This window comes from Acuticoccus mangrovi, from assembly GCF_016411865.1.
GTDB lineage: Bacteria > Pseudomonadota > Alphaproteobacteria > Rhizobiales > Amorphaceae > Acuticoccus > Acuticoccus mangrovi.
In genome coordinates this window covers 78,871-104,869 of the sequence record NZ_JAEKJA010000006.1, presented here as the reverse complement: position 1 = coordinate 104,869, position 25,999 = coordinate 78,871, and the positions used below count along the sequence as shown (strand labels likewise).

22 protein-coding genes are annotated in these 25,999 nt (G+C 70.1%); 10 read left to right on the top strand and 12 right to left on the bottom strand.

Features of this window, described 5'->3' with window-relative positions; all coding sequences use genetic code 11:
* Window positions 1-6 precede the first annotated feature (6 nt).
* From JCR33_RS08475 to mdoH, 3 genes are all read left to right on the top strand, one after another.
* Window positions 7-417 (top strand): (deoxy)nucleoside triphosphate pyrophosphohydrolase, encoded by a 411-nt coding sequence (locus tag JCR33_RS08475; protein ID WP_198881620.1) that lies wholly within the window; start codon window positions 7-9, stop codon window positions 415-417.
* Window positions 418-657: 240 nt separating this feature from the next.
* Entirely contained in the window at window positions 658-2,091 is a 1,434-nt protein-coding gene (locus JCR33_RS08470) for a glucan biosynthesis protein (protein WP_211110163.1), read from the top strand.
* Window positions 2,079-4,208, top strand: coding sequence for a glucans biosynthesis glucosyltransferase MdoH (mdoH, locus tag JCR33_RS08465; RefSeq protein ID WP_198881618.1), 2,130 nt, complete (start codon window positions 2,079-2,081; stop codon window positions 4,206-4,208). Before JCR33_RS08470 ends, mdoH begins: the two co-directional genes overlap by 13 nt.
* Window positions 4,209-4,271: 63 nt before the next feature.
* On the opposite strand, the gene JCR33_RS08460 is transcribed toward mdoH, so the two are convergent.
* The 3 genes from JCR33_RS08460 to JCR33_RS08450 all read right to left on the bottom strand — a co-directional run bounded on the left by JCR33_RS08460 (window position 4,272) and on the right by JCR33_RS08450 (window position 9,320).
* Window positions 4,272-4,913 (bottom strand): aminomethyltransferase family protein, encoded by a 642-nt coding sequence (locus tag JCR33_RS08460; protein ID WP_211110162.1) that lies wholly within the window; start codon window positions 4,911-4,913, stop codon window positions 4,272-4,274.
* Between the two features lie 4 nt (window positions 4,914-4,917).
* A complete protein-coding gene (locus JCR33_RS25285; RefSeq protein ID WP_198881616.1) occupies window positions 4,918-7,425 on the bottom strand; it encodes an FAD-dependent oxidoreductase in 2,508 nt (835 codons plus the stop codon).
* 242 nt (window positions 7,426-7,667) lie between these two features.
* Window positions 7,668-9,320 carry a formate--tetrahydrofolate ligase gene (locus JCR33_RS08450; protein ID WP_198881615.1) on the bottom strand — a complete coding sequence of 551 codons (1,653 nt, stop codon included), beginning with the start codon at window positions 9,318-9,320 and terminating at the stop codon, window positions 7,668-7,670.
* Between the two features lie 214 nt (window positions 9,321-9,534).
* Here JCR33_RS08450 and JCR33_RS08445 point away from each other — a divergent pair, with 214 nt between their 5' ends.
* Entirely contained in the window at window positions 9,535-9,912 is a 378-nt protein-coding gene (locus tag JCR33_RS08445) for a hypothetical protein (RefSeq protein WP_198881614.1), read from the top strand.
* Between the two features lie 13 nt (window positions 9,913-9,925).
* On the opposite strand, the gene JCR33_RS08440 is transcribed toward JCR33_RS08445, so the two are convergent.
* Window positions 9,926-10,324 carry a hypothetical protein gene (locus tag JCR33_RS08440; protein ID WP_198881613.1) on the bottom strand — a complete coding sequence of 133 codons (399 nt, stop codon included), beginning with the start codon at window positions 10,322-10,324 and terminating at the stop codon, window positions 9,926-9,928.
* A 263-nt stretch (window positions 10,325-10,587) separates the two neighbouring features.
* On the opposite strand from JCR33_RS08440, the gene JCR33_RS08435 reads away from it, so the two are divergent.
* On the top strand, window positions 10,588-11,751 hold the full coding sequence (locus JCR33_RS08435) for a glycosyl hydrolase family 8 (protein WP_198881612.1): 1,164 nt from the start codon (window positions 10,588-10,590) through the stop codon (window positions 11,749-11,751).
* Between the two features lie 104 nt (window positions 11,752-11,855).
* Here JCR33_RS08435 and JCR33_RS08430 read toward each other — a convergent pair whose 3' ends face one another.
* From JCR33_RS08430 to JCR33_RS08415, 4 genes are all read right to left on the bottom strand, one after another.
* Complete coding sequence (locus JCR33_RS08430; protein WP_198881611.1) at window positions 11,856-13,259, bottom strand: NAD(P)(+) transhydrogenase (Re/Si-specific) subunit beta; 1,404 nt, start codon at window positions 13,257-13,259, stop codon at window positions 11,856-11,858.
* Between the two features lie 142 nt (window positions 13,260-13,401).
* Window positions 13,402-13,797: a proton-translocating transhydrogenase family protein gene (locus JCR33_RS08425; RefSeq protein WP_198881610.1), complete on the bottom strand. Its 396-nt coding sequence runs from the start codon at window positions 13,795-13,797 to the stop codon at window positions 13,402-13,404.
* Between the two features lie 43 nt (window positions 13,798-13,840).
* Entirely contained in the window at window positions 13,841-14,995 is a 1,155-nt protein-coding gene (locus JCR33_RS08420; protein WP_198881609.1) for a Re/Si-specific NAD(P)(+) transhydrogenase subunit alpha, read from the bottom strand.
* A 47-nt stretch (window positions 14,996-15,042) separates the two neighbouring features.
* Entirely contained in the window at window positions 15,043-15,204 is a 162-nt protein-coding gene (locus JCR33_RS08415) for an aa3-type cytochrome c oxidase subunit IV (RefSeq protein WP_198881608.1), read from the bottom strand.
* 297 nt (window positions 15,205-15,501) lie between these two features.
* On the opposite strand from JCR33_RS08415, the gene JCR33_RS08410 reads away from it, so the two are divergent.
* The 4 genes from JCR33_RS08410 to JCR33_RS08395 all read left to right on the top strand — a co-directional run bounded on the left by JCR33_RS08410 (window position 15,502) and on the right by JCR33_RS08395 (window position 19,462).
* Window positions 15,502-16,998, top strand: coding sequence for an FAD-linked oxidase C-terminal domain-containing protein (locus JCR33_RS08410; RefSeq protein ID WP_198881607.1), 1,497 nt, complete (start codon window positions 15,502-15,504; stop codon window positions 16,996-16,998).
* 3 nt (window positions 16,999-17,001) lie between these two features.
* Complete coding sequence (locus JCR33_RS08405; RefSeq protein ID WP_198881606.1) at window positions 17,002-17,508, top strand: Rap1a/Tai family immunity protein; 507 nt, start codon at window positions 17,002-17,004, stop codon at window positions 17,506-17,508.
* A 15-nt stretch (window positions 17,509-17,523) separates the two neighbouring features.
* Window positions 17,524-18,702, top strand: a complete 1,179-nt coding sequence (locus tag JCR33_RS08400; RefSeq protein ID WP_211110161.1) for an FAD-binding protein — start codon at window positions 17,524-17,526, stop codon at window positions 18,700-18,702.
* A gap of 223 nt (window positions 18,703-18,925) precedes the next feature.
* Window positions 18,926-19,462: a DUF4870 family protein gene (locus tag JCR33_RS08395; protein WP_198881604.1), complete on the top strand. Its 537-nt coding sequence runs from the start codon at window positions 18,926-18,928 to the stop codon at window positions 19,460-19,462.
* 6 nt (window positions 19,463-19,468) lie between these two features.
* Here the strand turns inward: JCR33_RS08395 and JCR33_RS08390 are convergent, their stop codons facing one another.
* The 3 genes from JCR33_RS08390 to JCR33_RS08380 form a co-directional block, all read right to left on the bottom strand.
* The gene (locus JCR33_RS08390; RefSeq protein ID WP_198881603.1) at window positions 19,469-20,146 is read right to left on the bottom strand and encodes a DUF2848 domain-containing protein; all 678 of its coding nucleotides are present in this window, start codon (window positions 20,144-20,146) and stop codon (window positions 19,469-19,471) included.
* A gap of 184 nt (window positions 20,147-20,330) precedes the next feature.
* Window positions 20,331-21,572, bottom strand: a complete 1,242-nt coding sequence (locus tag JCR33_RS08385; protein WP_211110160.1) for a GGDEF domain-containing protein — start codon at window positions 21,570-21,572, stop codon at window positions 20,331-20,333.
* A 179-nt stretch (window positions 21,573-21,751) separates the two neighbouring features.
* Window positions 21,752-22,246, bottom strand: a complete 495-nt coding sequence (locus JCR33_RS08380) for a hypothetical protein (RefSeq protein ID WP_198881601.1) — start codon at window positions 22,244-22,246, stop codon at window positions 21,752-21,754.
* 389 nt (window positions 22,247-22,635) lie between these two features.
* Here JCR33_RS08380 and JCR33_RS08375 point away from each other — a divergent pair, with 389 nt between their 5' ends.
* A complete protein-coding gene (locus JCR33_RS08375) occupies window positions 22,636-24,216 on the top strand; it encodes a glucan biosynthesis protein (protein ID WP_198881600.1) in 1,581 nt (526 codons plus the stop codon).
* 139 nt (window positions 24,217-24,355) lie between these two features.
* Here the strand turns inward: JCR33_RS08375 and JCR33_RS08370 are convergent, their stop codons facing one another.
* Window positions 24,356-25,999: a thiamine pyrophosphate-binding protein gene (locus JCR33_RS08370; protein ID WP_198881599.1), complete on the bottom strand. Its 1,644-nt coding sequence runs from the start codon at window positions 25,997-25,999 to the stop codon at window positions 24,356-24,358.

Genomic DNA, 25,999 nt, shown 5'->3' with positions numbered 1-25,999 from the left:
CCCCACATGACGGGGAAACTGCTTCTCGTCGTCGCCGCGGCCCTCGTCGACGAGGCCGGACGCATCCTCATCACCCAGCGCCCGGCCGGCAAGTCGATGGCCGGAATGTGGGAGTTTCCCGGCGGCAAGGTCGAAGCCGGGGAAACCCCGGAAGCGGCACTCTGTCGCGAGCTCGACGAGGAGCTCGGCATCGACGCCGCCGAACGCGACCTGATCCCCCTCACCTTCGCCAGTCACGGCTATGAGGCATTTCATCTCCTCATGCCGCTCTATATATGTCGCGCCTGGGGCGGCGATCCGACGCCGCGCGAAGTGGCCGCGGTGCGGTTCGTCGACCCGGCCGCGTTGTCCACATTCGAGATGCCCGCCGCGGACGCGCCGCTAGTTGCGCACATTCAGTCCGCATTCGCAGGCTAAGGATTGTTCAGTGCGGCACACACATTGCTGTAGTGCAACGGTAAAAACTGATCCTCACCGGCCAGCGGAGCGCGCCGCGGCCCGCTTCGGGACGATCGAAACACCGTGGGTACTAGGATAGGAGACCGGCGAATGTCATTGGCCAGACGGCACCTTCTGGCGGGAGCGGCGGCGACGGCCACCGCATCTGCGCTGGGAATTGGTTCACAGCTGGCCTTGATCGGCAGCGCCGAGGCGAGCGTGTTCGGTGAGACCGTGCCGTTCTCCCGCGCCCGCCTCGCCGCCGCGGCGCGCGCCCTGTCGGAGCAGCCCTTCCAGGACCGCCGCGGCGAGGTGTCAGACGAATTGACCGCCATGGGTTACGACGCGTACCGCGCCATGCAGCCGGGCCCCGACTGGCCGATGCCTCTTTCGCCGGCAAACCGCTTCTATTTTGATCCGCTCCTTGCCGGTTTCGTCTACAACCAGCCGGTCGACCTCTGGTACGTCAACGGCGACCAGGCTCAGCGGATCATCTTCGACCGGGAAATGTTCGTTTTCCGCCCGCCGGCGGCGACGGTCGTGCCGGAAGGAAATATTCCCTTTTCAGGCTTCCGCCTCCGCTCCGAGCTCAACCAGCCCGGCGTGCTCGACGAGTTCGCCGTGTTCCAGGGCGCGAGCTACTTCCGCGCCGTCGGCGCCGGCGAGAACTACGGCCTGTCCGCCCGCGGCCTCGCCATCAACACCGGCCGGCCGACGGGCGAGGAATTCCCGGTGTTCCGCTCGTTCTGGATCGAGCGCCCGCCGGAGGGGGCGAAGGCGGTGGTGGTGCATGCGCTCCTCGATTCGCCGTCCACCACCGGCGCCTACCGCATCACCATCCGGCCGGGCGACGCCACCGTCACCGACGTCGAGCTCACCCTCTTTCCCCGCACCGACATCAAGACGGTGGGCTTCGCCCCCTTCTCCTCGATGTTCCTGTTCGACGCCATCAACCGCCACGCCTTCGACGACTATCGCGACGCGGTGCACGATTCGGGCGGGCTATCGATCTTCACCGGCGCCGGGGAGTGGCTGTGGCGGCCGATCATGAACCCGCAGCGGCTCCAGGTCTCGGCCTTCGTCGATTCCACTCCGCGCGGCTTCGGCCTCGTCCAGCGCAAGCGCCACTATTCGGACTATCAGGACGCCGAGGCGCGCTACGAGACGCGCCCGACCGCCTGGGTCGAACCCATCGGCGACTGGGGCGGCGGCGCGGTGGTCCTCTTCGAGATTCCGACGGAGAACGAAACCAACGACAACATCGTTACCTATTGGCAACCCAACCAACCAATTATTGCTGGCGAACCGTTCAGCCTGACCTATCGTATCCATTGGGACAGCGCCGCCGCAGCCGTCACGCAAGGTCCGCGTGTCATTGCGACCCGGCAGGGGCAGAACTTTCACGGCACTCGACGACTTTTTGTGATCGATTTTGCGATGAACGGGCAACCAATCGACGGGATCTCCGTTGATGTGGAGTGCTCTGCGGGGAAGGCGGTGAACATCACCTTCTACCCCACTCCGGAGCCCGATGTGCTGCGTACCAGCTTCGAGCTGGATACCGACGGCGCCGAGAGCAGCGAACTGCGCTTGACGCTTAACACCCCACAAGGCCCTGCAGGAGAACGCTGGGTGTTCAGATGGACCAGCTGAGCTACACGCCGCCCTCTTCCCCTCTCTCCATGCCGGAGCAGTCGCTCGACATCGCTCCGCCCAAGAATAGTTCCGCCCGGCGCCGCCGGGCCCGTGGCCCCTCCCTCGCCACCATCGCCGCGCGTACGATTCTGCTGCTCGTCACCCTCGCCGGGACCATCTTCGCGGTCACCGAGATGCACGCCGTCGCCTCGGTCGGCGGCATGGCGGCCCTCGAGTGGGTGCTCGTCGGCGTGTTCGCCGTGGCCTTCGCCTGGATCGCCTTCTCAGCTGGAAACGCGATCGTCGGCCTGCTGTTCCCGATCAACGCTCGATCGGGCGATGCGCCCAAGGGTCCGCCCGGCCGCACCGCCATCATCATGCCCGTCTACAACGAGGATCCGCGCGACACCTTCTCCGCCCTCGCCGCCATGATCGAGGATCTGCCGGACGCGGAACGCAGCAACTTCGAAGTCTTCATCCTTTCCGACACCACCAACGCCGAAACCTGGATCGCCGAGGAGCGCGCCCTCGCGACGCTGCGCGAGCTCGCCGGCGCCACCTGCGTCTGGTATCGGCGCCGGCGCGAGAACGTCCACCGCAAGGCCGGCAACGTCGCCGACTTCGTGCGCCGTTGGGGTGGCCGCTACGACCACATGGTCGTGCTCGACGCCGACAGCCTGATGACCGGCGAGTGCCTCGTCGGCCTGCGCGACGCGATGGTCGCCGATCCCGACGCCGGCATCATCCAGACGACGCCGGTCCTCATCGGCGCGACGACCCCCTTCGCCCGCGCCCAGCAGTTCGCCAACACCATCACCGGCCCCGTGGTCGCCGAGGGCGTCGCCGCCTGGCAGGGCGAGGACGGCAACTATTGGGGTCACAACGCCATCATCCGCATGGTGGCCTTCGCCGAGGCGGCGGGACTGCCGCAGCTTCCCGGCAAGCCGCCCTTCGGTGGCACCATCCTCAGCCACGATTTCGTGGAGGCCGCCCTCATCCGCCGCGCCGGATGGAGCGTCACCATGCGGCCGGACATCATCGGCTCCTACGAGGGGGCGCCGACGGACCTCTTCGGCCTCATCAAGCGCGACCGCCGCTGGGCCCAGGGCAACCTTCAGCACGCCCGCATCCTGCCCGCCGCCGGCATCAAGACCGTCAACCGGGCCCACCTCCTCATCGGCATCCTGTCCTATCTGATGAGCCCGGTGTGGCTGTTCCTGATCCTCGTCGGCATCGCCCTCGCGGTGCAGGCGACCGTCATCCGTCCCGAATATTTTCCGAAGAACTTCGCCCTCTTCCCCACCTGGCCGGCGTTCGACACCGAGCGGATGATCAACCTCTTTCTCATCTCGCTCGCCGTGCTGCTGCTGCCGAAGGCGGTGGGCTTCGTTCGCGCCCTCCTGGTGCGCTCGGTGCGCAAGGGCTCGGGCGGCGTGGTCGGCGTCACTGAGGGCACGGTGGTGGAGCTCGTCATCTCCACCCTCATCGCACCGATCATGATGCTGGCGCAGACCGGCATCGTCACCTCGATCCTTCTCGGCCGCGCGGTCGGGTGGATGCCGCAGGCGCGGCGCGGCGGGGTGATCCCCTGGCGCTCGGCGGCGCAGTTCCACATGCTGCATGTCCTCGTCGGCATCGGCCTCGGCGTGGTGGCGCTAATGCACTCGCCGGCGCTCGCACTCTGGATGTCGCCGACCCTCCTCGCCCTCGTCTTCGCCGTGCCGATCTCCAAGTTCGTGGGATCGGAATGGCTCGGCCGCAAGCTGCGCAAGGGCTACGTCATGCTGACGCCGCAGGAGAGCCGGCCCCCCACGATCCTGCGGACCGCCCGCCGGCTCGCCGCGCGCTTCCCCGCAGAGCCGCCGCGCGACGCCCTCCTCGCCCTCGCCGACGATCCGCACCTCCTGCGCTCCCACATCCAGGGCCTCACACCCGCGAGCGGCCGCCCGCGCGGCGAGTTCGACACCAACAGCGCCCTCGCCACCGTGAAGCTCGGGGAAGCCTCGACCCTCGAGGAGTTTACCGGCTGGCTCTGCCCGTCGGAGCGGTTGTGCGTCGTGTCCGACGCCTGCCTCCTCGAAAAGGCCCTCTCCTTGCGCGAGGATGCCAAGGTCAAGGCGGCGAAGGCCGCCTAGACCGCCGCCGCCGTCTCCGATCTCCCCTCGGGCGCCCGCTTTGCCGCAAAGCGGGCGTTGGCGTCAGCGCGGGCCGCTGCCGGGCGGATGCCAGGGGATGTCGGGCTCGCTGGGGCCCTCGGGGAGCCCGAGCGGCCGCCCCGCCGCGGCGAGCGCCATCCCGATATGCCGTGCGTCGGAGCTCGCCGCCACGATCTCCAGGCGCGCCGGCGCCGAGCACCAGAGCCTCGCCGGCGCACCCGACAGCGTCGCCTCCACCACCCGGCCCGGCACCAGCATCCTGAGGTCGAGCTCGGTCACGCGGCCGAGCGCCGTCTCCATCGCCGCCCCGCTCAACACCATGGTGACGAGGGCGTCGGAGAGATCCACCAGGAGGTGCGGCGTCGCCGCGAGGGCGCTCGCGATCTCGGCGACCACCGCGCTCGCCCGCGCCGGGCCGGTGCGGATGAGCAGATCGTCGACGCCGCAGCGCAGGAGACCGAGATCGCCGCCACGAGCCGGTCCCCGCGTCGGCCGGGCGAGGCTACCGGCGCCCGGGTCGGGCAGATCGACGCCGAGGGCCTGCGCGGTCGCCGCCTTGTCGCCTTGGCGCATCCGCAGCAGGAGGTAGGCGAACGGACCGGCCTCGCGGAGCGCGATGCTGCCGTCGCGCGCGGCGAGGTCGAGACCGCCGAGAGGCGAGGTCGAAACGAGCGGCACGATCATCGCCTCACCCCGTGAGCGCCGAGGGCGGGCCGACGCGGACCGCGGTGGTGGAGCGCCCGTCGACGGCATAGAGCACGTCACCCATCCGCGCCGCGCCGCGCGTCATCAACGCCAACGCCACCCCGCGGCGGAGGAACAGCGAGCGCTCGCTGGCGATCACCTCGCCGAGCGCCACCGTCTTCTGCGCCCGACGACGGGTCGCGACGAGCCGCGCCCCAACGGAGGGCGCCGCCGCGCCGAGTGGCTCCAGCCCGACGAGGAGCCGCCGCACGTCGCTCGACAGGAGCCCCAATCCCAGCTCGGCCGCCGAGGCCTTGGCCGCCGTCGCCGCGGCCAGCGGCGCCCGCCCCGCCTCGACCCCGAGAATGCGGGCCGCGCCCCACCCCGCGATGCTGCCCCCGGCCGACCACGCGGCGTTGGCGAGGCGGACCCACGCCGCCGCCGCAAAGGGCGTCGGCACGTCGATGCGGAAGCCGGCGCCGCCGAGCTCGCGCTCCGGCGTGATGTGCACGTCGACCCCGCCGAGCGTCGCCCGCGCCCGGCCGACGCTGCGCACGCCCTCCACCAGCGGCGCGTCGAGCACGGCATCGAGCACGACGGCGCTCTGCGGTCCGTGCAGCACGAAGGGCGTCGCCACATCGGTGATGTCGGCGACGAGGAGCTCCGGATCGATGGCGATCAAGCGCGCAATCACCGCGTCCGCCGGACCGCGGCCCACGAGGTGGACGCCCTCCCCCGCCGGCACGAGCTGCAGCGCATCGAGGACGCACCCGTCCTCGCCGATCGCCGGCAACAGGCGATGCACTGCGGGGTCGACGGGCTCGGTGCTCCCGGAAAGCCGGCGGAGCGCGTCGGCGAGGCTCGGACCGGCGGCGAGGACGCGGCCGAGGCCGCTCGCATCGAAGAGAGCCGCCGCCTCGCGTGCGGCGAGCGCCTCGCGGCAGGCCGCGTCCGCCGGCCCTTCTCCCGCGTGCGGGAAGGCGACGGGGCGCGCCCAGCCATGGTGGTGCTCGAACACTGCGCCCGCCTCCCGGTGCGCCGCATGCACCGGTGAGCGCCGCACGCGCGTCACCACCGGCGCCACCGCCGGCTCGGCAAGCGGCATCGCCTGCCGTCGCTCCGCCTCGGCGAGGAGCGAGGCGGCCCGGCCACCGAGAGCCGCGGCGATCAAGCCCTTCTCGCCGGGCCCCGCCGCAGCGAGGATCGCCGCCGGATCGCGCGCCCGGCGGATGTCGGCTGCCGTCAGGGTGCGGCGCGTGTCGAGGAAGACGTCGGCCCGAGCGACGATCGCGGGCTCGGGTCCCGCAGCGCAGCGCCCGGCCCCCGCGACGGAGATGCGTCGCGCCACGCCGTCGCCGGATGCGGCGGCCCGGCCGGCGGCGGCGCCGGCCTCCAGCGCCTCGGCGAGGTCGAGCACGCCCGCCGCGCCACCGACGCGGCGCCATCCGCCCCGCTCCTCGCCGCTCCCCGGGCCGGGGATCGTCCGCGGCACGACCCCGCCCGCAACGGCGACGAGGTCGCAGCGGACGAGCCGCGCCCGCCCCGCGGCGGCGATCTCGACCCCCTCCACACCCTGCCGGCCCACCACGCGCATCACGCGCTCGCGCGGCGCGGCGACGTCCACCGTCGCCACCACGGCGATGCCGGCCTCGGCCATCGTCGCGGCGACGTCGTCGGCGGGGCCGCCGCTGGTGATCAGCACCGCCTCGGTGCCGGCCCGCACGCCGAAGCGACGGGCGAACCGCGCGACCGCCGACGCCCGCATCACCCCGGGGCGATCGTTGCCGCGAAAGGCGAGCATGCGCTCGGCGAGCCCGGTGGCGAGGATCACCTCGCGGGCGTGGACGTGCCACAGCCGGGTGAGCGTCGCCGCCGCGCCCATGGGCTCGGCGAGCGTCACCACGCCCTCCGTGGCCCCCTCGATCGCGACGGCACCCAGAAGAAGGCGAGCCTCGAGCTGACGCAGCGAGCCGAGCGTGCGGGCGATGAATGCGTCGGGCGCCAGCGCGTCGAGCCGAGTGGTCGAGGGAACCGCCGTGAGCCAGCCGCCGACATCCCGCTGTGCCTCGCTCAGCACCACACGAGCCCCGGCGCGCGCCGCCTCCAGCGCCGCCATGAGGCCGGCGGGGCCGGCGCCGATGACCAGCACGTCGGTATGGAGATGGGCATGCTCGTGCGGCGAGACGGGCACCCCCTCGGCAGGCGCCGGCCGCTGGCCGAACCGCCGCAGCGCGGTGCCGAGCCGCCCGCCGAGGCCGAGCGCGCGTGGCCCCGAGGGTCGCGGCCGAGGGGCACGCGCCAGCGCGACGCCCTCGCACAGCGGGCGCCCGACGGCGAGCGGCGCTCCCTCGGCCGTCACCACCATGCCCGGGTCGAAAGGCGTGTCGTCCAGGATGCCGAGCGGACGCCCGCGCGGGCCGACGCCGAGAACGCGCTCGCCGTTCGCCAGGAGGGCGGAGGCGACGGTGTCCCCTTCGAGGCCGGCCATCGCCCTGCCCTCGAAGCTGAACAACAGCGATCGGCTCCGATCGACTGCGCCGCCGCCGGCCTCCCATCGTCCGCGTCCGGCCGTCATGGCGCTGCGGCATTCCCCCCTATCTCGACGCCGCGCGACTGCGTCGGCCCCCCGTCGTCTCCACCCCGTCACAGGGTGCGACCATCGCCGTGGGACGCAACCCGTGCGCCTCACTCTTGGAGCTTTTGGTGGCCCGCAGCAAGCCGCGCCGCAGCTTCTCCCCGGTTGCGACGGGGTGGCTAGAAGAGGCCTTCGATCCTGCCGTCCACCACGTCGATCCGCTCCGCCGCCGGGTGGCGGGGAAGCCCCGGCATCGTCATCAGCTCGCCCGTGAGAGCGACCACGAAGCCGGCTCCGGCGGAAAGCCGCACGTCGCGGATCGGCAGGGTGAAATTCTCCGGTGCACCGAGCCGGGTGGGATCGGCGGAGAAGGAGGATTGCGTCTTCGCCATGCACACCGGCAGCTCGCCGAAACCCGCCGCCTCCCAGGCGTCGAGCTTCGCCCGGACGCCGGGCGCGGCCGCCACCTCGCCGGCGCGGTAGATGCTCTTCGCCACCGCCTCGATCTTGTCCCACAGCGGCAGGGCATCCGGATAGGTGAAGTGGAACTGCCCCTCGCTCTCGGTGAGGCGCAGCACCTCGCGGGCGAGATCGGCGGCCCCCTCGCCACCCTTCGCCCAGTGCTCGCAGAGGATCGCCTTGACCCCGAGCCCCGAGACGGCCTCGGCGACGGCGGCGAGCTCGGCCTCGGTGTCGGCGGTGAAGCGGTTGATCGCCACCGTCACCGGCACGCCGAAGCGCTGCACGTTCTCGACGTGACGCAGGAGGTTCGCGGCCCCCGCCCGCACGGCGGCGACGTTCTCGCTGCCGAGCTCGCCGCGCGGCACCCCGCCGTGCATCTTCAGCGCCCGCACGGTCGCCACCACCACGGCGGCCGACGGCACCAGTCCGGCCTTGCGGCACTTGATGTTGAAGAACTTCTCCGCACCGAGATCGGCGCCGAAGCCCGCCTCGGTCACCACGTAGTCGGCCAGCCGCAAGGCGGCGTTGGTCGCGATCACGCTGTTGCAGCCGTGGGCGATGTTGGCGAACGGCCCGCCGTGAATGAAGACGGGCGTTCCCTCCAGCGTCTGCACGATGTTGGGGCGGATGGCTTCGGCGAGCAGCGCGGTCATCGCGCCCGAGGCGTCGATATCGGCGGCACGCACCAGCGTGCCGTCGGCCCGCTCGCCCACCACGATACGCGACAGGCGCGCCTTGAGGTCCTCAACGCCGGTCGCAAGGCATAGGATCGCCATCACCTCCGAGGCGACGGTGATGTCGAAGCCGGCCTCGCGGGTGACGCCGTTCTTGCGCCCGCCGAGACCCACCACGATGTCGCGCAACGCCCGGTCGTTCATGTCGAGCACGCGGCGCCAGGCGATCCGCCCCACGTCGAGGCCGACGGCGTTGCCCCAATGGAGGTGGTTGTCGATCATCGCCGACAGCAGGTTGTGGGCGGAGGTGATCGCATGGAAGTCGCCGGTGAAGTGGAGGTTGATATCCTCCATCGGCAGCACCTGGGCGTAGCCGCCGCCGGTCGCCCCACCCTTCACGCCGAAGCAGGGTCCGAGCGAGGGCTCGCGCAGACAGGCCATGGCATCGGCCCCCACGGTGCGCAGCGCATCGGCGAGACCGATGGTGGTGGTGGTCTTGCCCTCTCCCGCCGGCGTCGGGCTGATCGCGGTGACGAGGATCAGCTTGCCGTCGCGCTCGCCCGTCACGTGTGGCGCGAGCTTCGCCTTGTGGTGGCCGTAGGGGATGATGTCGTCGCTGCCGAGGCCCAATGTGGCCGCGACGTCCGCGATCGGCCGCAAGGTTGCACGCTGAGCGATGGCGAGATCGGTGGTCATAGGGCCTCCGTGGTCGAAATCCGGTCTGTTCCATCCCAGCCCAGTCGTCGGCTGGCAACCCCGAGCGCCCGGCAAGCTCCGTGCCGATGCGAATAAGTCCCCGCCGCGAATTGGTTAATTTTTGGTTGACAATAAGGCGTTCGCGCAATGATTGTGGCGCGGTGGCGGCGCCGGACCGGCAACGCCGCAGCCTGCATATTTCGGGAGATTTCAGATGATGCGCATGTTGATCGTTGCCGGTGTCGCAATTGGCGGCGCATTCGCCGCCGTGGCGCCCGCCGCCGCAGGCGACGACTTTCACAGCGGCAGGACCGTCTATTACGCGGCCCACGCCCCCCGCCCCGGCGGTCCCAACGAGGACAGCTATCAGATCACGCAGGACGACCGCCGCACCGTCGCCTGCTACGAGGGCACCTACTATCCCGCGAAGTACCGTGTCGATCCCCAGGGCCGCTACCTGAGCGGCGCGTCGAAGTCGATGTCGGTCAGCGGCAACAGCTATCGCGTCACGCGCAAGCCCGCCGTCTATGTCGAGACGCGCACGCGGGTGAAGGAAGACTATGTGAGCCTGCGCCCGGTCGCCTGCGACTGAGCCGACGGGCGCCTCACTCCACCGCCACGTCGAACGTCAGCCGGCACGTCATCGTCAGCGTCGTCGACACGGCAGCCTCGTCCATCGCGGTCGCCGACACGCACGCCGAGATCGACGGGTTGGCGACCTGCACCATCGGCCCCTCCCGCCCGACCGGGAGGGAGGCGACGTCGATCGTGTCGAGCACGCGTGCCTCGAGCGATTCGGGTGACTGCGGAGTCGCACCGTCGACCCCCGTCGTCGTGACCACGCGCACGCTCCCCCCATCCTGACAGACGAGTAGACCGCTCCCGTCGCCCATATCGCGGCAGGCGGGCTCGGCCGTGCGCACCTCGATCGGCCGGAACAGGGCACAGCCCCCGGCCGCCCCCGACAGGACGGGCACGACGAACAGCAAGCGAAGAGCGCGCAAGACCACCATGCCCAAATGGTAAACGAGCGTGGTTAACAACCGATGGATCTCGGCCGCGGCGGGAGGGGTCAGCGGCCGCCGCGCCAGCCGTTACCGCTTCGGCGAGGCGTGCCCGTGCGATCCCTGATATAGCCGCCCCGCATAGATCCACATCGCCCCCTCGTCCGTTTCCTGTCCGCTTTATTTCGACAGGGAGGTCGGGCATGAGGGTGATCGCTCAAGAAGTCCCCAAAGAACGCCCGTTCAACATGACCGTTTGCGCCATGTTGTTTGGTGTTCTTCTCAGCGTTACGGGAACTGTGGGGCTACCTGCGCCGGCGAACGCCTGGAGCGAGGCGGTCGTTACCACCATCGCTCCAGCCGAATGGGCGCAATACAAGAACCGTTTCATCGACGAGCGTGGCCGCGTGATCGACCGCGAGGGACGCGACGTGTCCCATAGCGAAGGCCAGGGCTATGGCCTCATCCTGTCGGTGCGCGCCGACGACCGCGCCACCTTCGACCGCGTGCTCGACTTCACCTTCGAGAGCCTCGCGACGCGCAACGACGGGCTCGTGAGCTGGATCTACAATCCGCGTGCCTACCCGCCCGTCACCGACACCAACAACGCCTCGGACGGCGACATCCTCATCGCCTACGGCCTCGTGCTGGCGGCGGTGAAGTGGGAGGCGCCGCGCTATCTGGAGATCGCCGAGCCCATCGTCGACGCGATCGGCCGCAAACTGCTCTATCGCCGCGACGGGCTCGTCATCCTGCGGCCGGCGGCATTCGGCTTCGCCGCGGACGAGCATGCCGAAGGGCCGCTCGTCAATCTCTCCTACTACGTGTACGGCGCCCTGCTTCTCTTCCGTCAGGTCGACGACCAACATCCGTGGCTCGAGGCATGGCAGACGGGGTTGCGTCTGACCTATGCCGCGCGCAGCGGCCGCGCCGGCCTGGTGCCGGATTGGGTCAGCCTGCGCGGATCGCAGCTGCGGCCGGCGAAGGGCGTCGCCGCCGCGCCGCGCTCGTCCTACGACGCGGTCCGCATCCCGCTCTACATGGCGCTGGAGGGGCGAGTGCCGACCGCGTTCTTCGAGCCGTTCGACCGGGCGTGGAACCGCAACGGCCTCGGCATGCCCGAGGACTACGACCTCGCCGACGATCAGCCGCGGCAGGCGATGGGCGACAACGGCTACCGGGCCGTGGCGGCCCTCGCCGCCTGCGCCGCCCGGGGCGCGGCCCTCCCGCCGACGCTCCAGCGCTTCCGTCCGTCGACCTATTTCGCCTCGTCCCTCCATCTCCTCACCCTGTCGGCGGCGCGGGCGAACTATCCTCACTGCGTGACGCCGCTGCCCGCCGCCACCATCGCCATGGCGGAGGTGGCCGGTCGGTCGGCCGCGGACGACCGCGTGACGACCATCGCGATCGGCAGCGCCCGGCGCTGAAGGCTCCGGCGGGTGTTCTCCCTCTGGCCCGCCGCAAACTCAAAGGGGTGCCCCAGGCACCCCTTCTTTTTGTCCGGCGATGGGACCCCCGGCGGGGGACGCGCTCAGAAGGCCTTGACGATCTCTTCGACCATCTTCTTCGCATCGCCGAAGAGCATCATCGTGTTGTCCTTGTAGAACAGCGTGTTGTCGATGCCGGCGTAGCCCGAGCCGAGCGAGCGCTTCACGAACAGCACCGTCTTCGCTCGATCGACCTCGAGGATCGGCATGCCGTAGATCGGCGAGGACGGATCGTCCCGCGCGGCCGGGTTGGTCACATCGTTGGCGCCGATCACGAAGGCGACGTCCGTCTGCGCGAACTCGGAGTTGATGTCCTCCAGCTCGAACACGTCCTCGTAGGGCACCTGCGCCTCGGCGAGGAGCACGTTCATGTGGCCGGGCATGCGGCCCGCGACGGGGTGGATCGCGTACTTCACCGAAACGCCCTCGCGCTTCAAATCGTCGGCCATCTCGCGCAGCGCGTGCTGGGCCTGGGCGACGGCCATGCCGTAGCCGGGCACGATGATCACCGAAGTGGCGTTCTTCATGATGAAGGCGGCGTCCTCCGCCGAGCCCTGCTTGACGGTGCGGTCGCCGAGATCTCCGGCGGGGCCGGCCGACTCGCCGCCGAAGCCGCCGAGGATCACCGAGATGAACGAGCGGTTCATCCCCTTGCACATGATGTAGGAGAGGATCGCGCCGGACGAGCCCACCAGCGCGCCGGTGATGATGAGGGCGGTGTTGCCGAGGGTGAAGCCGATGCCGGCCGCCGCCCAGCCCGAGTAGGAGTTCAGCATCGACACCACCACCGGCATGTCCGCCCCGCCGATGGGGATGATGATCAGCCCGCCGAGCGTCAGCGCGACGAGGGTGATCGCCCAGAACAGGGCGCGCTGCCCGATCACCGAATCGCTCTGCACGAAGAGCACGATCAGCACGATGAGGGCGACGAACACCGCGATGTTGATGACGTGCCGGCCCGGCAGCATGATCGGCTTGCCGGACATGCGCCCGTCGAGCTTGGCGAAGGCGATGACCGAGCCGGTGAAGGTGAGCGCACCCACCGCGACGCCGATCGCCATCTCCACCAGCGACATGCCGTGGATGTGGCCCGGATGGCCGATGCCGAAGGCCTCCGGTGCGTAGAGGGCGCCCGCCGCCACAAACACGGCGGCAAGACCCACCAGCGAGTGGAACGCCGCCACGAGCTGTGGCATCGCCGTCATCGGAATGCGGCGGGCGACCACCGCGCCGATGCCGCCGCCGATCGCCACGCCGAGCACGATCAGCACCCAGCCGGTGATGTCGGGCAGCCCCGCCCACAGCGTCGTCACGGCGGCGATCGCCATGCCGATCATGCCGAAATAGTTGCCCTGGCGCGACGTTTCGGGGTGTGACAGCCCCCGCAGCGCGAGGATGAACAGGACGCCCGCGACGAGATAGAGGATGGCAGCAAGGTTGGCGGTCATGGCTCGAAATCCAGTCGGTCGGCAGCGGCGGCCGGTGGCGCGCCGTCGGGCCCGGAGACAATGTCACCGCCCGGGCCGGTCCGGCCGAGGCGGTGGTGAAAAACGGAGAGCGACCGCGCGGCGTGAGCGGTCGCCGCGTCGATCACTTCTTCTTCCTGTACATCGCCAGCATGCGCTGGGTGACGAGGAAGCCGCCGAAGATGTTCACGCTCGCGAGGACCAGCGCGATGAAGCCGAAGATCTTCGCCCAGAGCGCGCCCTCGGCGTCGGCGAGCGACACCCCGGTCGCGAGCAGCGCCCCCACCACGATCACCGACGAAATGGCGTTGGTGACGCTCATCAGCGGCGTGTGCAGCGCCGGGGTGACCGACCACACCACATAGTAGCCGACGAAGATCGCCAGCACGAAGATCGACAGGCGGAACACCGTCGGGTCGATGGCTCCGCCGGTCGCGTAGCTCACCGCCTCGGCGGCGGCGTCGGCGGCGGTCGCCGCCTGATCGGCGGCCCCGGCCGCCTCCTGGGCATAGGCTTTCATCGCTTATCCTTCCTGGCGCCGCGGGAGCTGAGGCCGCACCATGTCATGCGGCGCTCGTCGCGCTCGGCGCCGGCCCGCCGAACTTCGGATGCACCAGCGCGCCGTCCCGGGTGAGGAGGGTGGCGGTCACCACCTCGTCCTCCCACTTGGGAGCGAGCGCCTTGGCCTCCTTGTCGACGAGCACGGTGTCGACGAAGGTGAAGAGGTTCTTGGCGTAGAGCAGCGACGCCGTGGCGGCGATCCGGCCCGGCACGTTGCGGTGGCCGATGATGGTGACGCCGTCGACCGTGACCACCTCGCCCGCGACGGCGCCTGCCGCGTTGCCGCCCCGCTCCACCGCGAGGTCGACGATCACCGAGCCCGGCGCCATCGACCGCACCATCTCCGCCGAGACGAGCTTCGGCGCCGGTCGGCCGGGAATGAGGGCGGTGGTGATGACGATGTCCTGCTTGGCGACGTGGGAGGCGACGAGCTCGGCCTGCTGGCGCTTGTAGTCGTCGCTCATCTCCTTGGCGTAGCCGCCGGCGGTCTCGGCCTGCTTGAACTCCTCGTTCTCCACCGCCACGAACTTCGCCCCGAGCGAAGCGACCTGCTCCTTGGCGGCGGGCCGCACGTCGGTGGCGCTGACGGCGGCGCCGAGACGGCGGGCCGTGGCGATCGCCTGCAGGCCGGCGACGCCCGCCCCCATCACGAACACCTTGGCGGCGGGAACGGTGCCGGCGGCGGTCATCATCATCGGGATGGCGCGGTCGAACACCTCGGCGGCGTCGATCACCGCCTGGTAGCCGGCAAGGTTCGCCTGGCTCGACAGGATGTCCATCGACTGGGCGCGCGTGATGCGCGGCATCAGTTCCATGGCGACGGCAGCGACGCCGGCGTCGGCCATCGCCTTCAGCCCGGCCTCGGGGCCGAACGGGTCGAGCGCCCCCACCACGATGGCACCCTTCTTCATCGCGGCGAGAAGCTCGGCGGTGGGGCGGCGCACGGTGAGGACGACGTCCGCGTCCGCCACGGCGGCGGCACCGTCGGCGACGAGCGTCGCGCCGGCCTCGGCGAACGCCTCATCGGTGATTCGCGCGTCGGCGCCCGCGCCCTTCTGGACGGCCACCTCGGCCCCCAGCCCCACATAGCGCTTCACCACGTCGGGCGTGGCGGCGACGCGCGTATCGTCGGCTTCCGCCGCTACGGCGATTTTCAAGCTCGCCTCCCCAGGTCTTTGGAAGAATTATAAGCTGTGTCAGGGTATTACAGGAGGAATACTGCCATGCCGATCAAGAGCAGCGCAATCAAGATGATCCCCCACTTCATCAGCGACAGGAACGCCTCGTAGGTGCGCATATGGTCGGCGAGTTCGCTGCGCGGCGGCTCGCCATTGGTGTCGAACACATATTCCGGGGTGTTGGCCATGGAACCCTCTTCGAAGCCGCAACACGTCGCGCGCATCTAGAGGGAAAGCGCGGCGACGCGCAACCTGGACGACGGCGATCGGCGCCCTCGGCCCCTGCCTCGCGGCGACCGCATCAGCCCGGCCACAGGGCGTGGCGGACGCCGCGAGGCAGGGGCCGAGGGCGCCGTGCTCGCGCGTGGCGAACGGGCGGTGGACGGGATCTCCCCCACCGCCCTTGCATGGACCATCGAAACGGGGTGCAAATGCCCCAACCCGCCGGCCACGTTCCGGTGCAACAACAACGAGGGAGGCTCGCGATGTCCAGTCTTGCGATGCCCGCGCCGGAGGCCGCCACCCTGGCCCGGCGCGCCGAGATCGTGGCCGCGCTGAGGGCCATCGTGCCCGGCGAGGGCACGGTCGACCACGAGACCGGGATGCGCCCCTACGAAACCGACGGCCTCACCGCCTATCGCCAGATGCCGTTCGTGGTGGTGCTGCCCGAAACGGTGGAGCAGGTCGCCGCCGTGCTGCGCTACTGCCACGAGAACAACATCCGCGTGGTGCCGCGCGGCGCCGGCACCAGCCTGTCGGGCGGCGCCCTGCCCCTCGCCGACGCGGTGCTGTTGTCGATGATGCGCTTCAACCGCATCCTCGACATCGACTTCGACAACCGCACCGCCACGGTGCAGCCCGGCGTGACCAACCTCGCGGTGACGCAGGCCGTCGCCCACGCCGGCTTCTACTACGCTCCCGACCCCTCGTCCCAGATCGCCTGCTCCATCGGCGGCAACGTGGCGGAGAATTCCGGCGGCGTGCACTGCCTCAAATACGGCCTCACCACCAACAACGTGCTCGGCCTCGAGGTCGTCACCATCGAGGGCGAGGTGCTGCGCTTCGGCGGCAAGCATCTCGACCAGGAAGGTTACGACTGGCTCGCCTTCATGGTGGGCTCGGAAGGCCTCCTCGGGGTCGTCACCGAGGTCACGGTGCGGATCCTGCGTTCCCCCGAGACGGCGCGAGCGGTGCTCATCGGCTTTCCCGACGCCGAGGACGCCGGGCGCTGCGTCGCCGCCATCATCGCCGCCGGCATCATCCCCGGCGGCATGGAGATGATGGACCGGCCGGCGATCCACGCGGCGGAGGACTTCGTGCACGCCGGCTACCCGCGCGACGTCGACGCTCTCCTCATCGTCGAGCTCGACGGGCCGCAGGTGGAGGTCGACCACCTCCTCGGCGAGGTGGAGAGGATCGGCCGCGCGCACGGTGCCACCCACTGCCGCGTGTCGGAAAGCGAGGAGGAGCGCGCCACCTTCTGGGCCGGGCGCAAGGCCGCCTTCCCCGCCGTCGGGCGCATCTCGCCCGACTATATGTGCATGGACGGCACCATCCCCCGCCGCGAGCTGCCCACCGTGCTGAAGCGCATGGCCGAGCTTTCCCAGAAGCACGGGCTGCGCGTCGCCAACGTCTTCCATGCCGGCGACGGCAACCTCCACCCCCTCATCCTGTTCGATGCCAACGAGCCGGGCGAGCTCGATCGCGCCGAAGCGTTCGGCGCCGACATCCTGCGCCTCTGCGTGGAGGTGGGGGGCTGCCTCACCGGCGAGCACGGGGTCGGGGTGGAAAAGCGCGACCTGATGGATGCGATGTTCTCCGAGGACGACCTGAAGCAGCAGCAGCGCGTGAAGTGCGCCTTCGACGCCGGCCACCTCCTCAATCCGGGCAAGGTGTTCCCGACGCTCCACCGCTGTGCCGAACTCGGGCGGATGCACGTCCACCACGGCCAGCTCCCCTTTCCCGACATTCCGAGGTTCTGACGGATGGCCCGCCTTCCTCTCCGTCCCGCGGCGAGCGCCCTGCTTCTGGCGCTCGCGGCGACACAGCCCGCCGCCGCGCAGGACCAGACCCCGCCCGCCGCGAGCGGGGACTATCTGAAGACCGCCGGCAACTTTCTGAAGAATTGCGACGCCCGCGCCGACACGACCGGCACGCGGCCGGACGTGAACTATATCTGCCTCGCCTTCGTCGCCGGCCTCATCGAGGGCTACACCACCGCCTCGATCGCCAACGGCAACGACCGGCCCTACTGCCTGCCGCGGCCCGTCACCCTCGTGGAGATGATGGACATGATGGCCGCCGCCATCGAACGCGGCGCACCCGCGGACCTGCCGACGGCGACGGTGTTCCACTTCATCCTCGCCGAGACGTTTCCGTGCGACCCCGCGCCCGCCACCGCCCCCACGGCAGCGCCCAAGACACCGGCAGAGACACCGGCAGAGACACCGGCAGAGACACCGGCCGACGCCGGCAAGACGAGCGGAGACTGAGCCTTGGAGAGCACGTTGACGCCGCGGACCGCCGGCGAGGTCCGCGACGCGGTCGCCTGGGCCGTCTCCGCACGCGAGCCGCTTCGGGTGATCGGCGGCGGCACGAAGGCTTCGGTCGCCCCGCCGATCCAGACCGGCCACACCCTCACCCTCGCCGGCCTCTCCGGCATCGTCGCCTACGAGCCGGAGGAGCTGGTGCTCACCCTGAAACCCGGCACCCCCATGGCCGAGGTCACCGCCGCGCTCGACGAGGCCAACCAGATGCTCGCCTTCGAGCCGCCGTCCTTCGCCCCCCTTCTCGGCAGCTCCGGCACCGCGACGTTCGGCGGTACCTTCGGCACCAACTTCGCAGGGCCGCGCCGGCTGACCGCCGGGGCGGTGCGCGATCACATGCTGGGCGTCGAAGCCGTGTCGGGCCGCGGCGAGACCTTCAAGGCGGGCGGGCGCGTGGTGAAGAACGTGACGGGCTACGACCTCGCCCGCGCCCTCGCCGGCTCCTGGGGCACCCTCGCCGTCGCGACCCTCCTCACCGTCAAGGTGCTGCCGCGGCCGGAGACGGAGGCGACCGTGGTTCTCGACGGCCTCGCCGCCGAGGCCGCCGTCGGCGCGATGGCGCAGGCGATGGGCTCCTCGGCCGACGTTTCGGGAGCAGCGCATCTGCCCGCCGACGTCGCCGCCATCGTGCCGGACGCCAAGGGCGCGGCGACGCTCCTGCGCCTCGAGGGCTTCGGCCCCTCCGTCGCCTCCCGCCGTGCCATGCTCGAGGGCCTCCTCAAATCGCACGGGCCACGCCTCCTGGAACGCGAGGCGTCGGCGGCGCTGTGGCCGAAGGTGCGCGACGCCACGCCCTTCGTCGGGACCGACGGCGCCGTCTGGCGCTGCTCGGTGGCGCCGACGATGGGGCCGCGCGTCGCCGCCGCCCTTCCCACCGGCTCGCGGGTGATGTTCGACTGGGCCGGCGGCCTCCTTCTCGTCGAGACGCCGGCGGTGGGCGATGCGGGTGCCGCCGCTCTGCGCGAGGCGATCCGCCGGGCCGGCGGCGGGCACGCCACGCTGCTGCGGGCGCCGCCGGCGGTACGCGCCGCCGTGCCGACCTTCCAGCCCACCGCCACCGGCATTGCCGCCCTCGCGGGCCGGCTGCGTCAGGCCTTCGATCCGGAGGGGATCCTCAACCCCGGACAGCTCGGCCGCTGAGGGACGACGGGCGGTGCGCCGGCGCCACCCCCCTCGGGCCGATCGCTCCGCAAGGGGTGGTTAACGCCACACTCCTCTGGCCGGATCGCCGCGGCTCGGGCTAGGATGGGAAACCCCTCGGCAACGTCCGTGTGCTAGGTTCTCCTGATCCGCGCGAATTGTGAGACACGCGATGCCCCGACGTTCAGTGAACGCAGACACCGCCCCCGCGGTTGTTCCCAGGATGATAGATCGCGACCCTCCGCGCCCCAGTTCCGGCCCGAGCGTTCCCCGGACGGGCACCGGCGGCTCCGGCCGCAGCCGCAAGCGCCCCGCCAAGGAGAGCGAGCCGCCGGCGGACGCGGCGGCCACCCGCCCCGCCGACACGTCGGCCCGAGGCGGCGGGGAGGAGCAGAAGCGCCAGTCCCCGCGCGGCCGAATCCCGTGGTTTCGGCCGAGCGTCGTCAACGTCAAGCTGATCTATGCGGCCTATTTGGCGAGCCTTGCCATTCCCTTCGCCGCGATCCTCGGGGTGGTGTTCGCCCACCAGGGCCGCAGGTCCCATCCCCCGGCCTGGCTCGCGACGCACTACACCTATCAGATCCGCACCTTCTGGATCGGTCTCATCGCCAACGTGATCGCCTACGGGCTTTCCTTCGCCGGCGTCGGGCTCCTGCTCTTTCCGCTCATCGCCATCTGGGTGGTGGCACGGGCCGTCACCGGCCTCACCCGCGTCGCCCACGGCAGCGCCGTGGACGATCCCTACAGCATGATCATCTGACCGGGCTCAGCTCACCACCGGAAGCCGGTTGACGGCATAGCGCACGTCGAGCGTCTCGCCGGTCGCCGGATCGCGCAGCGCGCCGCGGAAGTGGATCGACGGGACGATCTCGCCGGACGTCGTCGGCACGGTGCCGCAGAAGATGATGGTCCCCTCCGGCAGCCCGCCGAGCGCCGCCCGCGCCCCCTCGATCAGCTCGTCGAGCGGCCGAATCGCCCGCACCGTGCCGCGCTGATAGACGGCGAAGCTCTCGCCGTCGTCGCTGATCTGGGACGAGAGCTCCAGCGCGTCGACGTCCGCCACCGTGGCGAGGCGCACCGCATGCCGGCCGATGGGCTTGCCGGCGAGCTGCTTGGAGAAGGCGATGGAGTGGGCCTCGAGGTCGCGGTCGGTGTGATCGGAGCCGACGGTGAGAAGCAGGCCACGTCCGGTCACCACCAGCACCGGCTCAACCTCGCCGGACGAGCCGCCGCCCACGACGTCGATGGTGTCGGCCTGGGTCACCAGCGCGGCGCCGACGCGGTAGTAGAGCGGCACCGTGCTCGGCGGCGGCACGCCGATCGCCGCGAGCTCGTCGATGTGATGCTGCACGGCCGCCATGTCCCGCCCCGTCCAGCCGGCGATCACCACCTGGCTCGGCGTGACGCCGATGGTCTCGCCCTCCACCGTGAACTTCAGCAGCATTGGCCGTCCTCCAGCGAATCACCCCACCTCGCCCGCCAAAGCGTAGGCCCGTCTCGTCCCGGAAGAAACGCTGGTCATGCCACCGACGGGGGTCGCCCCCTCGATAGGTCGTCTGCCTCTCAGCGGCATGACGCCGGAGCCCGTCCCGCCGAAGCGGAGCGCGGGATGCTCCCGGGGTGCCGCCTCACGCGTGGCTGAGATCGATGCCGCAGCGCGCCTTCTCTTCATAGAGGCGACGGTCGGCCACATCGACGAGCTCCTTCAGCGTGTAGCCGTCGCCCCGCAGACTCGCCCAGCCGATGCTCGCCGACACCGAACCCGGCGGCTCCTCCATCCGCGCCTCGCGTATCGCGTGCTGCAACTCCTCGGCGACGCGCGCCGTCCCACCCTCCTTCTGGCCGAGGAGGATGATGGCGAATTCGTCGCCCCCGACGCGATAGATGAGATCGGTGCCGTCGACGGCGTTCGTCATCACGTCCACGAAAAACACCAGCGCGAGGTCGCCGGCGGAATGGCCGTAGGTGTCGTTGACCTGCTTGAAGCGGTCGAGATCGACGACCAGGACGCCGAGGCTCGTCCCGTTCTCCAACGCCCGCTGCACGTAGCGGGGCACCTCCTCGGTGAAGGCGAGCCGCGTGCGCGCGCCGGTGAGCACGTCGATGCGGCTCGCCATCTCCAGCGCCTCGAAGCGCTGGCGGTAGGTCAGGACCTCGAACACGTCGACGAGGCGCGGCCGGGAGAAGTCGCCCGCCTCGCCATTCTCGGTGAAGCGCAGATAGCCCCACAGAATCGCGCAGTAGAGACCGGCGCTCACCAGCTTGCCGACCATACCGCCGACGCCCGCCGACATCGGCACGCCGAAGTAGATGTTGAGCGCGGTGAAGAACGCGACGTGATCCGCGGCGAGAACGAGCGACACCGTGATCCACAGCCGCAGGAACAGCGGCAGCCGCCTGTGCCGGGAGATCCGCTCGTAGAGCAGGATGATGGCGATGCAGTCGACGAAGAGCAGGAAGGTGCCCCACGCCGACAGCCACGCCGAGGACGCGATGGCGCTCATCGCCTCGTCAATCGCGCCGCCGCCGCCCGGCTCCTGCCAGGTGATCAGCACGGCGAGCACGACGATGAGGAGGTTGCCGATCAGGAGCCCGTAGATCGGCTGGCGGACGGTCTGCGCGTCCTCACGGATATAGACGAGCAGGAGAAGCGGCAGCTTGCCGGCGAACAACAGCACCGATCCCGGCGAATAGGTGAGCCCGCCGACCGTCACGAGCACGTTCATCGCGAGATAGGTCTCGGCGAAGGTCAGCGCGCACAGGGCGCAGAAGAACGTCCCGATACCGAGCGTCGCCCGCATCCTGAACAGGGCGAGCATCGCGCCATAGTAGACCCCGACCTGAGCAAGAATCAGCAGCACATCGACCATGTTGGCCAATTCGTCAGGGACGTCAAATGGAGGTGCATCACCAGCCTATCATCATGAATACCGGCAGCAGCATCCGCCATCCGCCCTGCCATCGGCATGAATATGCAGGGGGAATGCCGGTTTCGTCCCTCGATGATTCCGAACCGCCACCGCGCGACGCCGCGACGGCCGGACCCGCGCTAGATCTTCTGCACGACCAGCTTGTGGACGGCGACCGCCAATGTGCGATTGTCGCCGCGGTCGGACAGATCCGTCTTGGTCAGCACCTTGAGGTTGACGACGATCAGATCGTCCGGGTCGTCGTCGTAGAAGTCGAACTCGGCCGTCTTCAGCGTGTTGCCGCTGTCGAACACTTTGGTGGAGTAATTGTAGGCGTAGCGCCCGTCGATGCCGATGCGCAGCCCGTCGAGGGCGACCGTGTCGATGAAGTGGGCGAGGTGCACCTCGATGCGAACCGGGCTCGCGCGGTTGATCTTCGTCGGGATGGTGGCCTCGTCCTGCCGTCCCATCCAGCGGAACACCAACCCGTCGGACCCGCGCCGCTCCACCGGGTAGAAGGCGGGATCGGAAAAACTATCGTCGAACACGATCACCTCGCGGCTCGGCGGCTCGGCGGCGCCGTGCGGCGTCTCCGGCTCCACCACGCCGGCGCCGGAGTGCCCGGACCGCAGCATCTCGACGGCCTGCTCGAGAGCCCTCAGACGGTTTTCGATTCGGGCAATTTCTGCCTCACAATCCGCCATGCTTCCCTCCCCTCCGTCGATGAACCAGTCGCTTCAATTCATTGTCGTTCTTCATGACGGACGACTCAACTTTCCAAGAAACAGCCACGTGCGGCAACACATTCCGGCAAACTGTGCCCACATCGATGGCAACAATTCTAGGGTGTGGCTCGGGGGAAGGGAATATCCCGGGGAAGCGACAGGATATCCCACCCCGCCATCGGATCGCCACGGTGGCACGATCTATCCGCCGGCAAGTCTGGTAGGCGACGCGACGATTGTATGGCTTGATTCTCGCCAATCGCTCTACACGTCCCCAGGATCCGCAGCGGAGTGACCATATGCGACTTCTCCTTTCCCGTTGCCGGCGCCCGGCATACATCGCCCTGCTCGCAGCAACGATCGCCTCCGGCGCGCCGGCCGCGGCGAAGCCGCTCTACGGCCCGGCAACACCCTTCTCGTTCGAACGCCTCGACCAGCGTGCCCAGACCCTCGCCGCCGAGCCGTTCAAGCCCACCGTGATCGACGATCCGGCCGCCTACGAGGCGATCGACTACGACGCCCACTGGAAGATCAAGTTTCGCGAGGCGGCGACGGTCGAGGCGGGCGAGACCGCCCCGCTCCAGTTCTTCCACCTCGGCCGCTACTTCCGCGAGCCGGTGAAGATCAGCGTCGTCGACCACGGCACCTCGCGCGAGGTCCTCTACGATCAGGACCGCTACTTCTCGATGCCGCAGGACAGCCCCGCCCATAAGATCTCGGGCGATGCGGGCTTCGCCGGCTTCCGCATCATGCGGCCGGACCTCAAGACCGACTGGATCTCCTTCCTCGGCGGCGCCTACTTCCGTACCGACGGCTCCGACACCCAATATGGCCTCTCCGCCCGCGGCCTGGCGCTCGACACGGGCCTCTCGACACCGGAGGAGTTCCCCCGCTTCACCGAGTTCTACATCGCGCCCGGGGACGACGGCAGCGACGCAGTGATCTACGCCCTGCTCGACAGCCCGAGCGTGACCGGCGCCTACCGCATGGTGGCGGCGAACGACGACGGCCAGATCCTCGACATCACCGCCTCGCTGCACTTCCGCAAACCGGTGGAGCGGGTGGGCATCGCCCCCCTCACCTCGATGTTCTGGTATTCGGAGGCGAACCGCATCAACGGGCGCGACTGGCGGCCGGAGGTGCACGATTCGGACGGCCTCGCCATCGCCTCCGGCTCCGGCGAGCGGATCTGGCGGCCACTCAACAACCCCGACCGGGTGGTGACGTCGTCCTTCTTCGACGACCACATCAAGGGCTTCGGCCTCCTCCAGCGCGACCGCGACTTCACGCACTATCAGGACGACGGCGTGTTCTATAACCGCCGCCCCTCGGTGTGGATCGAGACGGTGGGCGACTGGGGCAAGGGCGCCGTTCAGCTCGTGGAGATCCCGACCGACGACGAGATCTACGACAACATCGTCGCCTACTGGCTACCGGCGGACCTGCCGGAGGCCGGCACCTCGATGACCTACCGCTATCGCCTCCACTGGAACCGCGCCGAGCCCTACCCGACCAAGCTCGCGACCACCACGGCGACCCGCATCGGCCCCGGCGGCGTGCCGGGCCAGCCCCGACCGGCCGGCCTCACCAAATATGTGATCGACTTCGCCGGGGCTCCGCTCAAGGGCCTCACGCGCGAGGACGGCGTGACGCCGGTGGTGTCGGTGGGCAACGGCGCGCAGATCGTCGACTCGTCCGCCTACCCCATCGTCTCGGGCACCGGCTGGCGGATGATGTTCGACATCGAGGTCGAGCCCGGCGTCTCCACCGTGGACATCCGCGCCTATCTCGAAAAGGACGGCGAGGCGCTGACGGAGACCTGGCTCGGCCAGCTCCACCCGCGCCAGTTCCATCCCGAGCTCGCCGAAGGGCGCGGCTGAGCCGCCCGGCCACCGGCTTCGGCCGGTGGCCCTTTGAACCCGCGGCGACCACCGGCCCCGGCCGGTGGTCCTATGACGAATTCGCGGAAGAGCGCCGGCTTCGGCCGGCGGGCCGTCGAACCCGCGGACGGCACCGGCCTCAGCCGGCGGCCATCTCCGACAGCACCAGCGCCGGCGACAGCGCCTCCGGATCGGTGTGAAGGTGGAGGATCGCCGGACGCGCCGAGCGCACCGCCTCCTCGAAGGCGTCGGGGAAGTCGGCCCCGTCGCGCACCACGGCGCCGAAGCCGCCGTAGCTTTCGGCAAGCTTCGCGAAGTCGGGATTGCTGAGCGTGGTGCCGGAGGTGCGGCCCGGATAATTCCGCTCCTGGTGCATGCGGATGGTGCCGTACATGCCGTTGTCGCAGACGATCACCACCAGCGCCGCGCCGGTCTGGGCGGCTGTGCCGAACTCCTGGCACGTCATCTGGAAGCAGCCGTCCCCGGCGAAGCACACCGCGATGCGCTCCGGATAGCGCAGCTTGGCGGCGATGGCGGCGGGCAGGCCGTAGCCCATCGAGCCCGACGTCGGGGCGAGCTGCGTGCGCCAGCTGCGGAACGCGTAGTAGCGATGCACCCAGGCCGAGTAGTTGCCCGCGCCATTGGTGATGATGGCGTCGTCCGGCAGCCGCTCGGCGAGGTGGCGCACCACCTGTTCGAGCTTCACCCTGCCCGGCGTCTCCTTGGGCGTGCGCCAGGCCTCGAAGCCGGCGCGTGCCGCCTCGCGCCAATGGGCGGGGCCGCGCGCCCCGGCCGGCCACGCCGCCGCGAGCGCCGACAGGAACGGCCCCGACGCCGAGACGATGCCGAGATCGGGCCGATAGACCCGGCCGATCTCGTCGCCCGAGGGGTAGACGTGAATCAGCGTCTGATCGGGCACCGGCACGTTGAAGAGGGTGTAGCCCTGCGTCGTCATCTCGCCGAGGCGGGCGCCGACGACGAGCACCACGTCGGCCTCGCGCACCGTCTTGGCGAGCGAGGGGCTGATCGCGACGCCCATGTCGCCGACCGCCTGGGGCGAGCGGCTGTCGAAATAGTCCTGGCAGCGCAGCGTCACGGCGACGGGAATGTCGGCGGTCTCGGCGAAGGTCTTCAAACCCGCGGCGATCTCGGGGGACCAGCCCGGGCCACCGACCACGATGAGCGGCCGATCCGCGGCGGCGAGGAGACGGGCGGCTTCGGCCACCGCATCCGCCGACGGCGCCGCGATGGCGGGGTTGGCGGGCGGCACGTCGGCCGTGGCGGCGTGGGCCGACAGCATCGTTTCGGGCAGCGACAGCACCACCGGGCCCGGCCGACCGGACATCGCCACGTGGAAGGCGTGGCTGACATATTCGGGGATGCGCTCGGGCGTGTCGATCTCGGCGACCCACTTGGCGAGCGGACCGAACATCGCCCTGTAGTCCACCTCCTGGAACGCCTCGCGATCCTTCATGTCGGCGCCCACCTGGCCGATGAAGAGCACCATCGGGGTGGAATCCTGAAACGCCACGTGCACGCCGGAGGAGGCGTTGGTGGCGCCGGGCCCGCGCGTCACCAAGGCGACGCCGGGGCGGCCGGTGAGCTTGCCGTCGGCCTCCGCCATCATGGTGGCGCCGCCCTCCTGGCGCGCATTCACCACGTCGACGCCGCTACGATAGAGCCCATCGAGCGCGGCGAGGAAGCTCTCGCCGGGCACGCAGAACACCCGATCGACACCCTGGATCTTCAGCTGATCCACGAGGATCTGTCCGCCGTGACGCAT